The sequence below is a fragment of the Paenibacillus sp. NPDC058177 genome (genome assembly GCF_042883835.1).
GTDB classification, from domain to species: Bacteria; Bacillota; Bacilli; order Paenibacillales; family Paenibacillaceae; genus Paenibacillus_AQ; species Paenibacillus_AQ agri.
Genome location: NZ_JBHVVB010000001.1, coordinates 2,012,606 through 2,025,159, shown reverse-complemented (window position 1 = coordinate 2,025,159; position 12,554 = coordinate 2,012,606). Strand labels below are relative to the sequence as shown.

The following is a 12,554-nucleotide window of genomic DNA, read 5'->3' as shown; positions in this document are numbered from 1 at the left end:
TTATGATCGACATCTTACCTCTCGGGTCCAGTAGCGCCGGTAATGCCTATCGAATCTCAGATGGGCATACCGTGCTCCTGCTGGAAGCTGGCTTTCCTTATAAGTCGATACAACGGGCTCTTAACTTCCGAATGTCGGACATTGCCGGATGCTTAATCACACATGAGCATTTGGACCATAGCAAGGCTGCTCCTGACATCATGCGAGCAGGCATCAACATTTACACCAGTGCAGGTACGGCAGCTGCCAGAGGGCTGTCAGGTCATCGTCTGAAGGTGATTAAGGCACTGGAGCAGTTCACGATTGGTACCTGGACGATTATGCCGTTTGATATCCAGCACGACGTTGAGGAGCCGTTGGGCTTCCTGCTAGCCAATACTGCAGGCGATAAGTTGGTCTTCCTGACTGATACCTACTACTGCCGACATCGCTTTCGAGATCTTACTCACATCATGGTGGAGTGCAATTACTCACTGGATATCGTCAATGAGCGTGTGGCAACAGGGAAATTGCATCCGGCACAGAAGAAGCGGTTACTGCGTTCGCACTTCGGATTGGAGCATGTGAAAGACTTCTTGAAAGCTAATGATACCCGGAATGTCGAAGAGATTTGGCTTCTGCACTTGTCGGATGGCAACAGCGATGCTGATCGGTTCAAACGGGAGATACAGGAGACAACAGGCGCACTGGTTAGGGTAGCAGACCGATGAACGGCCCAATGGGAGAACGTATTTGGACCAGCAGCATCGCTGAGCATATCTGGGAGCTGAGATCCACTGACCCAGAGGCGTTCAAGATGAGAGTTAAAGAGTACTTTGCTCGCGGACATCCTGGCTTTACAGTGATCCGGGCGAAGTATCCGCACATTTACATTCAGGACGATAGAGCAAGCAATAAATAATGGCCGCTGCGGGAGGGGGGAGTGCATGACGGAGTCAGCCAGAGAACCAACAATGGCCGGCCTCCTTAACCAGTATGAAGCGATAGGCGGGCCAGAGGAATATGGTCCCGAAGGTATAGCTATCATGGTTGCCTTATGGCGAAAATCGAGCAAGTTAGGTTGGAGGAAGGCATTCCAGATGACGAACACAGAGCTTACACTTCAGACCGGAATTAAGAGCCGGGATACGTTAAATACACATCGAAGTAAACTCGTCAAAGCCGGGTTAATCGGCTACTCTCCCCCACCGCGGGGGAGTTCGAAAGGAGATTATCAGGTACGCTTTGATCTAATTGTTGTCGGAGAAGTGGTCCGAAAACCGGACAGCTTTTCTGAAGTATCCGAAAAAGTGGTCCAAAATCCGGACCACTTTAACCAAGTTGTCGGCGAACCTGTCCAAAAATTGGACCACTTTCCCGACACTGTATTAAAAGATCTTATTACTACTACTACTCCTACTACTGCCGCGGGCAGTGATTGGATTGAGCCAGAGGTTGATCCTGAGGCAAACGGAATGATCGCTATTTTAAACGCTTATTGCAAATTGAATCGCAAGCTAGACTTCCATGTTAAACCAAAAGAGCGCGATGCCATGGGTCGGATGGTCGCCGGGGGGATGCCGGTACCCTTTACCATCTCAACTATGGAGAGCCTGCTACAGGCCAAGCGCGAAAGAGAAGGTAATGATTTTGAGTACCCAACAAGCTTTTTTTATTACGACAAGGCAATAAACGAAGCCTGGCGTAACTCCCAAACTACCAACCCGCCGATGGAAGGAGTCGCCCCGGGAGAAGCACCAGGTCCTCAAACTAAGAAGACAAGGCAACAGCAGGAAATTGATGATCTGGACCGCTGGATCAGAGAGGAGGAAGCACGTGAACAAGCTAGAAGTCGCTAAGCTCTACAAGGAAATCAAGAAGCGCTATGCGAATTTCGACGCCAGCCTTCAGGCGGTGGAAGAGGATCTGGGGATGCTTCACGATATTCCCTATGATGTCGCTTATTCCAATGTCCGGCAACACATCATGACCAGTGATTTCCCTCCGAAAATCTCGCAGATTCGCGGCCGGCTTGGAGAGCAAATTGAGCGGGAGCGCATGAAGGAAGCGACGACTCAGCATTTCCAAAACCTTGATGCATGGAGTACAGCGAGTAAGCCGCCACCAGCAGGTTATTGGGATGATGTAAGGCGGAAAATCAGGGGTGAAGCAAATGCTTAATCGTGAAGAGATGCTTGAGCAGATGGGCATTCAGACTCCAGTTGATTTGGAGGCTGAGCAGGCGGTACTCGGTGCAGCTCTTCTGGACCAGACTGCTTACGATGCAGTTGCTGACATCCTTCAAGGCGGGGAATTCAGTGACAAAAGCCATGCCCGCATATTTCGGGCAATGCGCAAGCTCAATGATGCTGAGCTGCCGATCGATATGGTCAGCTTAACCTCACACCTCAAGGATAGTGAAGAGCTTGAAAAAGTGGGTGGAGTCAGTTATCTGGCACGGATGGCCGGAGCTGTTCCAACCGTTGCGAATGCCGGATATTACGCGGAGCGGGTACAGGAAATGTTCCTTCGGCGACAAGCCATAGACACAGCAATGGACCTCTTGCGAAATGCTGGTGAGGAACAGGACGTGAAAGGTTTCATCTCGATGGCGGAACACGCTGTTTCGAAGTTATCCGATCAGTCGGTTCCAGTTCGGGAGTTTGCTACCATGAAGGATGTGCTAATGCAGGTCTGGGAAGATGCCGAACAGCGGTACAGCGTTCGGGAAACATCACGAGGAATCACTGGCATCCGCTCTGGGTTTGATGATCTCGACAAGATGACATCCGGATTCCAGCGCAATGATCTGATCATCGTTGCAGCCCGGCCGTCCGTAGGGAAGACGGCATTTGCCCTGAACATCGCCCAGAATGTTGCGGTTCGTGCCAAAGAGACGGTTGCCGTATTCAGTCTTGAAATGTCCAACGCTCAGCTCGTGCAGCGCATGGTCTGTGCTGAAGGTAATATCGATGCCAGCCGGATGCGGACCGGTCACTTCGAAGGAGATGACTGGCAGAGGATGTCCGAGGCTATGGGGTATCTGGCCGAAGCAGACATCTACATCGACGATACTCCTGGCATCACCGTCAACGAGATTCGTTCTAAGTGTCGGCGGCTCAAGAAGGAGAAAGGCCTTGGCATGATTGTCATCGACTATCTGCAGCTCATACAGGGTAGGGGGCAGCGGGGAGTCAGCCGGCAAGAAGAGGTTTCTCAGATCAGCCGGACGTTGAAGCAGCTTGCGCGGGAACTTGAAGTGCCGGTAATTGCACTATCACAGCTCAGTCGCGGTGTAGAGCAACGCCAGGATAAACGACCGATGATGAGTGACCTTCGGGAGTCCGGTTCCATTGAGCAAGATGCCGATATCGTCGCCTTCTTGTACCGTGATGATTACTACAATCAGGACACGGAGAAAAAGAACATCATCGAGATCATCATCTCCAAGCAGAGAAACGGCCCAGTGGGCACGGTGGAGCTAGTGTTCCTGAAACAATTCAACAAATTCGTCAACTATGAGCGTTCGCAGCATGATGCTGCAGCGCCTCCAGATGACATGGATAAGCGCAAATGGGCTTAGGAAAGGGGAATTGCGATGAAGCAGGGGAAGCGGCCGACACGTCGGCAGAAGCAAGAAATTAAAGCGGCAGGCTTAGTTATGGATAACTGGCTGGTAGAGCGGGATACGCATACTCAGTTAGTACTGATTAATCGGTACTCTGGCAAGGCGCGGACGATTCGGAGAGCTGTATCATGAGTGCCTGGAATTACTGGCATGTGTATCACTACATGGTCACTCACTACGCGAGCACCGGTCTTGTTCCAGATAAGGCAACTCTGTTGAATGAATTTGCAGAGCTGGGGTCTTCTGAGATCGACGAAGGGATTGCGGAGTTTGATCTGGTGATTGGGAACCACAGGGAAGGAGTTGATCAAGATGCCTGCAAAGAAGCGTAAACTGATCGATCCATTCTTCCAGCAGCGGAATTACTTTGCGGTGAATGATGAGACTGGGGCAATGGTCGGCATGGTGTATGTGCTGGATACAGCGATGATGCCACCAAGGCAAAAAGGAGGTAATGCGCGTGAAGCTTCTAGGAATCGATCATGGAACCAACTATGCCGGATGGGCAACGATGGAAAACGGTAAGCCGATCGAGTTTGGTCTCAGAGACTACAGCAAGATTGCTATGCCGGATGTGCTGGATGCCATCTATCAGGATACCTTCCGAATGATCGAGCAGGAGCGCCCAGATCTGATAATTCTGGAGAGGCCAGTTCACTTCAAAAATGCGAATAGCGTCCTGGCTTTGGTCGGTGCGTTTTCCATGGTCACGCTGGCTGCACTGCATCTAGGTATCAAAATCGCCCATATCCGTCCGTCAGAATTGAAGATACAGACTGGTAAGGGAAATGCGGACAAAGAGACTGTCGCCATCGAGATGCAGATGCTGTTCAACCTGGATTATGACGATCTTGCTGTGCCAGTTCTCTACAAGACGAATGATCCAAAAGGCAAGTACAAGAAGGGCGCAGTGAAGGAGCGTTTATTCGACCCATCGGATGCACTGGCGCTTTGCTGGGCTTACCACCAAAAATATATCAAGGGAGTGGCGTAATCGTGGGATATCTCGATTTCAAGGGGCTTGTGAAAAAAGTAGATCTGAAGGCTGACGGCGATGTGAATATTTTGCTGACTGTGGCTGGAGAGGAACTTCGCGGGAAGATTGAATGGCTGCATGAAATGATTGGGGATAAAGTGACGGCATCGCTTGATTCCGCTGTTGTTAATTACAACATCGAGATTAATGCCCGCACGGAAAAACCGATCAAAACCTACCGGGTGGATAACGGCGTTGTCTCCGAGGTGAAACCAGAAGGCGAACAGCTTTCCATGGACCTTGGGCTGCTAAAGGAGAAGATCGAGATCAAGCAACAGCCGGCTGAGATTGAATTATCAATCATCGAGGAGTTCATTCTGTCCGGCCTAGCCCCTACCTATGAGGATCTGGACTATGACTTCGTTTCCTTCTCTCAGCGTTTGGCCGGCGGTGAGACTTACATGAAGCTGGCTTCCGAGCTTGGGATCAGCAGCGGGAAGATTGTCGAGAAAATTGATGAGTACCGCAAGCGTGTAGCCCCTTCCGCAGCAGCATGGCATGAGTGGATGGAAAGTCAGGGTGTAGCCCCTTCCGCAGCAGCGGAGCCGGTCCCAGTATCTGAGGAAGGAAATGCTGGAGAAGCGGATAGTATCGAAGGAAAATCGGAAGGCAGCAAATCTGCGCAAGAGGGCAATGGCGATGGCGATGGTTTTACGCCGGAGTGGGAATCTGGAAGCAGTCAGTCTGCAGGTGATTCTGTCAACGGGTCAGACCAAGATCATATCGATCCTGCTGGTTCCGAGGATGTGGATAAAGAGGAACTGGATGCATTCATCCTTGCTGATCGCCCTATCTTCGCTGAAGTGGAGTATAACGGCCAGCCCGTTCCTTTCCCAGATCTGCTGGAGAAGCGACTCAAGGAGAACAAGGTATGGCGGGAAATCGCTAACGAGAACGGTATGACCAGCGGGCAGCTCTCTTCCCGGTACAACGTTTACAGGAAACTGGCAGCAAAGAAAATGAAGGACGGGGGAGGGGCAGCGTAAGCTGCTTCTTCTCTTACAGAGGAGGGATTTATATGAAGGAACAAATTAAGGCGGCGTTGGCCAACTTGGAGCCACAGCTGAAGCGCGTATCGAAATTGATTCATGATGCGGAGAACGATGGCATCTATAGCAGCGAAGATCCGGAAGAACTGTATCTGCGGAACATGTTTTACAGAGTCGGTGAAGATCTGGATAAAGCACGGCGGTATATCCGCCAGGTTTCAGCACGCATCTCTTCAGAAGGAACAATTAGTAAACTGCCAGATGGACGGTATGGAAATGAGAGAGCTTATTACACTTCTGGATCGTCAATTGAATTCTTATTCAGAGATCCTGACGGAGATGATCGCTGGATTTACTCCAGTGTGGAACACAATGGCGCTGATTATTACATCGTTGCTAAACCAGAACTCTCACTTGATGGCCTGCGGGTCCGTGTTAAGGATCTTCCTTTCTGGGATTAGGAAGCGGTCATGAACTGGCGTGCTGCTTCTTTTAAGGAACAGCAGATAGTTCTCAGGGAAAGCAGCGCGCATTTGGTTCACCGGCAGGATGCCGAGGCTGAGTTGTTGCACCGTCGACGCATACTGCTCACTAGCGATTCCCACAAGAGCTCATTTTGAGGGACCCAATATAAAAACCAACAGCTGTCTTAAACTGAAATATAAAGCCCTAGACCACTGTTGGTTTATTGAACTAACGTTCCTCGTTACCGTGAGATTTATTAAATCTAACGATTAGTTTCGGAAAATTGAATCGATTGTATTATTTCAGTTGACGGGTCAAATTGGATTGATACAAAAACCCCAAACTCGTTACCTACTTTGGTTCTAATCCATAGTTTGAATTTCTCTTCAGACTTTTTTGGTGTTAGTTTAGTACGACCGATGTGCTTGTAATCAATTATGTCTGCTTTGTAACGTTTTTGTGTTTCCTCTACTGCAATTTTACCCCATTTTGCATATTCTGGCGTAGCCTCTATTGAAGTAGTGGGAAAAATGAGTATGGCCAAAAACGATATCAGTAATTTTTTCATAATAACCGCCCATCTGGAGAAGTTTTCAGTAATATATCCTACTTTATCCAAATGTATTCTTAAACAAACTTACACGTTAGCTGATGCATAGTACGAAGATACCGGCAAGATGAATCAAAAGATTAGGAGGGTGTATCCCAAATGAGTTATCACGAATATGATCATGAATTTTACCGGGAACCGAGCGAGTTCGAAGGGCAGATCAATGTTCTGAAGGAATCTCTAATGAACGCTATCAAAGATGAGCACAAAGCGGAAGTCGAGCGGCTTCGGAGGGAGAACGCTGAGCTGCAGGAGGTAAAGCGCACCCTGGAAACAATCAAGCGGGACTACAACCAGAAGGTTGTTGAGTTGGATATGCAAAAGCGTGATCTGAAGAACGAAGTGCGGCGCGAACGGCTAGTGCATATCATGGACAATCTCAAATTTGAGCTTTTTAGAGCCGGAAAGGACTGGATGAGCGGTCCTAAATGTGAGAAATGCGACGAAGGTAGACAAATACACTTCCTCTCCCCATCAGGGAAAAAATGTTCAGAAGACTGTGATTGCAAAAAGAGGAATTATTTTTACAAACCAAGTACGCACATTTGCTCTTCCTTCGAGGTCAGAAACGGGAAGGTGTTGGCTTGGTATAAACCCTACTCCGACGCTGATGGAATGGAATTGGAGTACCTGGGAGGATCAAACGCCCCAAGGTTCATATATTCCGGGGAAAGCTTCGAATCCATCAAAGAAGACTTCTATGGCGTTTATTTCCGTGCAGAAGAAGACTGCCAACGATACTGCGACTGGCTGACTGAGCAGGAAGCTGCCAAGAAGAAGGAGAGTTAATCCCATGAAAACAGTCATTCGCTTCAGGGACGACAGCGGCCGTATTATCACGGCCCGGGAAGAGGAACTGTCGAGTCCTACCAGGGTGCTCTTCCAGTTTAGCGTGGCAATGTTCATTCTCTGGTTGTTGTTGAGTTGGCTTCTATAGAAAGGACGTGAAGACTTGGGCTTATCAGACAATATCATCTACAAAACAGCAGCATTTCTCTTTGCTGGGATTGGCGGGGCTACGGCCGGGTCAATGCGTTCTACTGTTGAATATGGCGGCAAGGTATACAAGTTCAAAGTGCTGTGCTCGATCGACAATGACCCGGTTGCTTGCCGGAATCATGATTTGATCTGCGGGGAGAAAACGTCCGTTGTGATGGATCTGTTCCAGCGTTGGCAGTATGAAGCCTGGCACGGCCATGAACCGCCGGAGGGCTGGAGGGAAACAACGCCCTGGGATATTTGGCTGGCATTCAAGGAGCAGGTACCGTTCTTCCTATTTCTCTCACCACCTTGTAAGGGGCTCAGCGGGCTATTGCCATCCGATAAGGCAGCTTCAGCTCAGTATCAGGCGCTAAATTTTTTGACAGTTCATGGGCTTGAGATGGCTCTGCGGGCTTGCCTAGAATACGGCGGTGCCATCCCAGCAGTCATCCAATTGGAGAACGTGCCGAGAATCACCAGCCGGGGCAAGCCTTTATTGAAGCAGATTCTAAAGATGCTCAAGAAATTCGGATACGAGGTAAGTATCCGTTCTGATCACAACTTGGGTAGCATTGGCGGTCTTGGGCAAAACCGAGTCCGTTTTCTCCTTAAAGCCCGCGATCCGAAGCAGATTCCAAATGTGATTTATTACCCTGAGCATAAACCATTAAGAAGCATTGGAGATGTGATCGGAACACTGCCGTCCCCCGGAGATGTTGTAGCAGGCGGACCACTGCACAGACTTCCCCGGCTTCAGTGGAAGACTTGGATGCGGCTGGCCCTTATCTCCGCCGGCGGAGATTGGCGAGATCTGAACAAGGTCGATTGGCAGAACCTACGCGTTGTTCATGAGCCTCGACGCGGAGCTTACGAGGTGGCGGATTGGAATGAGCCTAGTAGGGCAGTGACAAGCACAGCGGGACCCGGCAGGAGCAACGGGGTAACGGCCGTTTCGGATCCTCGCCTACAGATAAACGGCGAAGGAAAGACAAATATCCTGCGGATACAGTCCGTAGATGAACCTTCCTCCTGTGTAACTGGTGCTGCCGGTCCGCACCAAGGTGGAGCCAGTATTGCTGACCCTGCACTGAAAGAACGTCCCGGCCGTCATCCGGCAGCATACCGGGTAGTACGTGCAGATGAGGTGGCGCCATGTGTGACAGGTACGCGATTTGGCAGCGGTGCTATTGCTGTTGCTGATCCAAGTGTTCCGGAACGCCCAGGGAGATATACCGATCAGTACCGGATCCAGTCAATCGATGGACCCGCGGCTACAGTAACGGGTTCCACGGATGTACAGAATGGGGCGCAGTTAATCGCTGATCCAACTCTGAAATGCGCTCCACGTGCAGATAGCTACGGTGTCCAAGACTGGAATCAGCCAGCCAAGACAGTGATTGGTAGCGCCGATATCCATGCGGCGGCTGCAGCGGTAGCTGATCCACGGATCCCGGCAGACAACGAACAGGGGGTTTGGGTGATCATCGCCCAAGATGGTACTTGGCATCGTCCGCTTACTACTTATGAGCTTGCTATGTTGCAAAACTTCCCAACGCATCTGCCGGACGGCAGACCATTCCAGCTCGAGGGATGCAGTGACGCCAAGGCTCGGGAGTACATCGGTAATGCTGTTCCTCCGGCAGCTGAGGAGGAGATGGGCAATGTGATTCTGATGGCGGCAGCGGAGGCAGAGGCGGGAGTATCCTTTCAGCTCAGTTGGAATCCGGTATGGGTTGCTCCTGATGAGGAGCAACGGCCGACAGTGTTGCAATGATCTGCTGTTGGGCAGATGGAGTTCAGTCTTTAGATTCATACAGTTTAAATATTTCTCGGCTAATAAAGAATATAACTTTCACGGAAAAGAAAATGTTTTCCCGCTTTTCGTTCATCTTTTTTAATAGCAATCTGTATTTTTTCATTAATCATCTCTCCCAGTTCAGATTGTTAGATGCAGTAGATTACCGCCTCTATGTATTTCAACGATATACTCCTGACTCTCGCACAGTTTTTCATACAAAAAATTTAGAAAACAATGGAGCGTCTTTATTTTGAACTCAAGGAGGGAACAGACATGAGCCACTGGTTTTATATCACACCTGAAGAGTACGAGCAGGCTGCAGCAATAGGAATTGACTCCGAAAACTTGAATCGTCGTGTCCGGCTATTGGGCTGGGATAAATCAAGAGCCCTGACTACTCCTCTCGGTAAAATGACTGATCGTAAGTACTGGGCAAATGTAGCAAAGCAAAATGGTATCGGCTATTACACATTCATGAATCGGATAAACAACTTAGGTTGGGATGAAGAGAAAGCAGCCACCACACCTTTACAGGATCGGAAAACTGCGGCAGCTCATGCTACTGAAAAGGGGAGAAAGTTCCCTGTAGAACTCCTTCGACTGGCTGAACAGAACGGCATTGCTTACCACACAATGCGCGCCAGAATCAATAAAGGGTGGGATCCGCAAGAAGCAGCGACCATGGCGGTTGGCTCTCACAGCGATGCTGGGAAGCTCGGGAAAGCTGCTGTCATTGATAAATATGGGGACTGGAATAGGTTCTCTTTCAAAGATCCTATAACAACTACTCGAGCATAACCCCTATAAGGAGAGATAAGCGTGAGCGATCAAACAAAAGGCCTTTATAACAAATACCAGATCATTAATCGGGAAACAGGACAGGAGGCAGATGGTCAGTTTTTCGTTCTCAAGCCTGCATCTGATCCGGCAGCTCGGGCAGCTCTGGTGACATACGCTGAGGCAACGAGCAATGAGCAGTTGGGGATTGATATTTCGACCTGGATATCCATCCTACCGAAGCTGGCAAAATGCGATTGGTGCGACACTGACGTAAAGGGAGAGACAGAATTGACGCATCCTCATATGTTTGACATGGCAATTGGAGGACGGATGTGTCGTAACTGCTGGGAGCATGACCGCGAGGTATACAAGGGTTCATATGGCGAGGATATCGGGGAGTTCAAGCCAATCAAGGAGGAGCAATGATGAAAGCCATAACCATTATACAGCCCTGGGCGACACTGATCGCTGTTGGGGAGAAGCAGTTTGAAACACGCAGTTGGTCCACGAAGTACCGGGGAGAGCTGGCGATCCACGCCGGGAAAAAGGTAGACCGGGAAGCCTGCCAGAAGCCGGAGATACAAGCAGCGCTAGAGCGGCACGGCTACACTGCTGATAACCTTCCTACTGGGGCGGTAGTGGCAACATGTGATTTAGCGAATGTCTATCCAATCACTAATCACTTTGAATACTCAGGCGAAGCTGCTTCAATAAACGCCGAAGGAGTAATTGAGGAAATATTCGAGGGTAACGAGTACGCTTTTGGGTGGTATGAGGTAGGTCGCTACGCATGGGAATTGCATGCGGTACGCCGGCTGCCGGAGCCGATCCCGGAAAAAGGACAGCAAGGACTCTGGAATTGGGAAGGGGTGTCGCTATGAACCAAAGAATGTCTGAAGTAGATCGCAATCGGCTACTACACTGTGAAGCGCTCTATAAAGCTTCTGCAGATCAACAAGTGGAGGCAGATATAAAAGCCTTGTTTGATTCAGAGGCTGCAGCATGGTCTGAGGTAGAGCGGTTATCATCTGCTCTGGAAGAGGCACAGCAGACCTTAAACAATTTACGATCTGAACGTGATGGACTTAAAGAACATCGCAGTGAGCTGGTAATCAGCAATACCGAGTTACAGGGGCGATTATTACAGGCACAACAGACCATAGCCCAAGCAAGGCATATCGTCGAAGTTCCTCCAGCTGTATTTGGAGAAGGATTTGACTGGGAGTTCCATTATAAGTCTCGACGAAGAACGTTACTGAAGCTGCTTGGTGATAAAGACGGGGGTGACAGGGCATGAAGCAAACAGTCGATTACTCCAAAGTAACCCATGTTCACTGGACCCCTGAGCAGTTGGCAGAACACCTTCGGCGGATTGGAGCTGATAAAGTTCCAGTCAAGCCAAAGACTAACACAAGTATTACGGCTCCACAACAACATCAGGGCAGTAGCCATTATTCTCGCCGTGGTGGGGAGTGGTAATAGACATGCAAAGACCCCCATATCCTTGGCCGGGGCGGGGGTCAATGTAGCAAATCATTTCTCTTGACATTATAACATGACAAAGGGGAATGAGGGGAATGTCGATGGCATACGAACAAGGGGAACTGTTTGCTGAGGCATCTGATAAAGAAATCTCTGAGACCGAGTTCTACCTCGAAAGGTATAAAGACATGATGTTGTTTATTGCAGATTTCGAAGGAAATGAAGCTGATATGGCTCAAGTGGCCATTGATGGAGAGTCTGCTCGTCGGTTAAGCGTGGATGATTTGCATGCTGATAAGACAGCCAATGCAGTTATTTTGAATGAGAAGCAGAAGTGGATGTATGAGCGGTACCGCGTTTATACGTTCATGATCTTTAGGGCATATAACCTGATACGAGATCCGGACGTGAAGGAAGTTATCCGAGTTCGTTTTATCCAGGGGCATAGCCGTAAGGAAACGATACTTTTCACGCGTCGGGGCACTGCTGCTAGTACAGTGGACCGTTATATTGAAAAAGGCATTAAGATGGTTGCCAATTCTTTGAATCAGATGGGCTTCTTCGACGAAATTTTGAAGAGAAACTGACGACAACATGAGGACAAAACGGGGAATGTTGACGACCACATGGGTATTTTACCGTGCTATATTGGTAATGTGGAAATCAAGCGAGAGTGACACGCACGGCTGCAGCAATGCAGCATTAACCGAGGCGTACCTCCTCTCGCTTTTCTATTTACTCCGTTCTTGAGGGTTTGTCATTCCCTTGTCCCCCTAGAGCCGTGACCACAGCGGTTAAAGTTCGGA

The 12,554-nt window shown here is 49.4% G+C and carries 20 protein-coding genes; 19 read left to right on the top strand and 1 reads right to left on the bottom strand.

The annotated features are described in order from the left end of the window. Positions 1 to 2: 2 nt before the first annotated feature. The 11 genes from ACFVU8_RS09705 to ACFVU8_RS09655 are packed head-to-tail and all read left to right on the top strand — an operon-like array spanning position 3 to position 6,093. Entirely contained in the window at positions 3 to 710 is a 708-nt protein-coding gene (locus ACFVU8_RS09705) for an MBL fold metallo-hydrolase (protein WP_387427092.1), read from the top strand. Next, positions 707 to 901: a hypothetical protein gene (locus ACFVU8_RS09700; RefSeq protein ID WP_387427090.1), complete on the top strand. Its 195-nt coding sequence runs from the start codon at positions 707 to 709 to the stop codon at positions 899 to 901. Before ACFVU8_RS09705 ends, ACFVU8_RS09700 begins: the two co-directional genes overlap by 4 nt. Before the next feature lie 25 nt (positions 902 to 926). Further along, positions 927 to 1,838 carry a hypothetical protein gene (locus ACFVU8_RS09695; RefSeq protein WP_387427089.1) on the top strand — a complete coding sequence of 304 codons (912 nt, stop codon included), beginning with the start codon at positions 927 to 929 and terminating at the stop codon, positions 1,836 to 1,838. Then, positions 1,816 to 2,160, top strand: coding sequence for a hypothetical protein (locus tag ACFVU8_RS09690; RefSeq protein WP_175373115.1), 345 nt, complete (start codon positions 1,816 to 1,818; stop codon positions 2,158 to 2,160). The genes ACFVU8_RS09695 and ACFVU8_RS09690 overlap by 23 nt, the downstream gene beginning before the upstream one ends. After that, positions 2,153 to 3,562: a replicative DNA helicase gene (gene dnaB / locus ACFVU8_RS09685; RefSeq protein ID WP_387427088.1), complete on the top strand. Its 1,410-nt coding sequence runs from the start codon at positions 2,153 to 2,155 to the stop codon at positions 3,560 to 3,562. Before ACFVU8_RS09690 ends, dnaB begins: the two co-directional genes overlap by 8 nt. Before the next feature lie 15 nt (positions 3,563 to 3,577). Further along, entirely contained in the window at positions 3,578 to 3,739 is a 162-nt protein-coding gene (locus ACFVU8_RS09680; protein ID WP_387427087.1) for a DUF6906 family protein, read from the top strand. Next, on the top strand, positions 3,736 to 3,939 hold the full coding sequence (locus tag ACFVU8_RS09675; protein ID WP_387427084.1) for a hypothetical protein: 204 nt from the start codon (positions 3,736 to 3,738) through the stop codon (positions 3,937 to 3,939). Before ACFVU8_RS09680 ends, ACFVU8_RS09675 begins: the two co-directional genes overlap by 4 nt. Continuing rightward, positions 3,920 to 4,132 (top strand): hypothetical protein, encoded by a 213-nt coding sequence (locus tag ACFVU8_RS09670; RefSeq protein WP_387427082.1) that lies wholly within the window; start codon positions 3,920 to 3,922, stop codon positions 4,130 to 4,132. The genes ACFVU8_RS09675 and ACFVU8_RS09670 overlap by 20 nt, the downstream gene beginning before the upstream one ends. After that, positions 4,068 to 4,601 carry a crossover junction endodeoxyribonuclease RuvC gene (locus ACFVU8_RS09665; RefSeq protein WP_387427081.1) on the top strand — a complete coding sequence of 178 codons (534 nt, stop codon included), beginning with the start codon at positions 4,068 to 4,070 and terminating at the stop codon, positions 4,599 to 4,601. The genes ACFVU8_RS09670 and ACFVU8_RS09665 overlap by 65 nt, the downstream gene beginning before the upstream one ends. A 2-nt stretch (positions 4,602 to 4,603) precedes the next feature. Next, positions 4,604 to 5,629 carry a hypothetical protein gene (locus ACFVU8_RS09660; protein ID WP_387427078.1) on the top strand — a complete coding sequence of 342 codons (1,026 nt, stop codon included), beginning with the start codon at positions 4,604 to 4,606 and terminating at the stop codon, positions 5,627 to 5,629. A gap of 32 nt (positions 5,630 to 5,661) precedes the next feature. After that, positions 5,662 to 6,093: a DUF5348 domain-containing protein gene (locus ACFVU8_RS09655; protein ID WP_387427075.1), complete on the top strand. Its 432-nt coding sequence runs from the start codon at positions 5,662 to 5,664 to the stop codon at positions 6,091 to 6,093. Positions 6,094 to 6,359: 266 nt separating this feature from the next. Here ACFVU8_RS09655 and ACFVU8_RS09650 read toward each other — a convergent pair whose 3' ends face one another. After that, positions 6,360 to 6,665: a DUF3889 domain-containing protein gene (locus ACFVU8_RS09650; RefSeq protein ID WP_387427072.1), complete on the bottom strand. Its 306-nt coding sequence runs from the start codon at positions 6,663 to 6,665 to the stop codon at positions 6,360 to 6,362. A 141-nt stretch (positions 6,666 to 6,806) separates the two neighbouring features. Here ACFVU8_RS09650 and ACFVU8_RS09645 point away from each other — a divergent pair, with 141 nt between their 5' ends. From ACFVU8_RS09645 to ACFVU8_RS09610, 8 genes are all read left to right on the top strand, one after another. Next, the gene (locus ACFVU8_RS09645) at positions 6,807 to 7,496 is read left to right on the top strand and encodes a hypothetical protein (protein WP_387427070.1); all 690 of its coding nucleotides are present in this window, start codon (positions 6,807 to 6,809) and stop codon (positions 7,494 to 7,496) included. A gap of 163 nt (positions 7,497 to 7,659) precedes the next feature. After that, complete coding sequence (locus ACFVU8_RS09640) at positions 7,660 to 9,462, top strand: DNA cytosine methyltransferase (protein WP_387427067.1); 1,803 nt, start codon at positions 7,660 to 7,662, stop codon at positions 9,460 to 9,462. A gap of 297 nt (positions 9,463 to 9,759) precedes the next feature. After that, the gene (locus ACFVU8_RS09635) at positions 9,760 to 10,284 is read left to right on the top strand and encodes a hypothetical protein (protein WP_387427065.1); all 525 of its coding nucleotides are present in this window, start codon (positions 9,760 to 9,762) and stop codon (positions 10,282 to 10,284) included. Between the two features lie 21 nt (positions 10,285 to 10,305). After that, positions 10,306 to 10,692: a hypothetical protein gene (locus tag ACFVU8_RS09630; RefSeq protein WP_387427062.1), complete on the top strand. Its 387-nt coding sequence runs from the start codon at positions 10,306 to 10,308 to the stop codon at positions 10,690 to 10,692. Next, the gene (locus tag ACFVU8_RS09625; protein ID WP_387427237.1) at positions 10,692 to 11,147 is read left to right on the top strand and encodes an ASCH domain-containing protein; all 456 of its coding nucleotides are present in this window, start codon (positions 10,692 to 10,694) and stop codon (positions 11,145 to 11,147) included. Before ACFVU8_RS09630 ends, ACFVU8_RS09625 begins: the two co-directional genes overlap by 1 nt. Further along, positions 11,144 to 11,563: an HlyD family secretion protein gene (locus tag ACFVU8_RS09620; RefSeq protein ID WP_387427060.1), complete on the top strand. Its 420-nt coding sequence runs from the start codon at positions 11,144 to 11,146 to the stop codon at positions 11,561 to 11,563. Before ACFVU8_RS09625 ends, ACFVU8_RS09620 begins: the two co-directional genes overlap by 4 nt. Then, entirely contained in the window at positions 11,560 to 11,745 is a 186-nt protein-coding gene (locus tag ACFVU8_RS09615) for a hypothetical protein (protein ID WP_387427058.1), read from the top strand. The genes ACFVU8_RS09620 and ACFVU8_RS09615 overlap by 4 nt, the downstream gene beginning before the upstream one ends. 104 nt (positions 11,746 to 11,849) lie before the next feature. Then, positions 11,850 to 12,335 carry a hypothetical protein gene (locus ACFVU8_RS09610; RefSeq protein WP_387427055.1) on the top strand — a complete coding sequence of 162 codons (486 nt, stop codon included), beginning with the start codon at positions 11,850 to 11,852 and terminating at the stop codon, positions 12,333 to 12,335. Positions 12,336 to 12,554 lie beyond the last annotated feature (219 nt).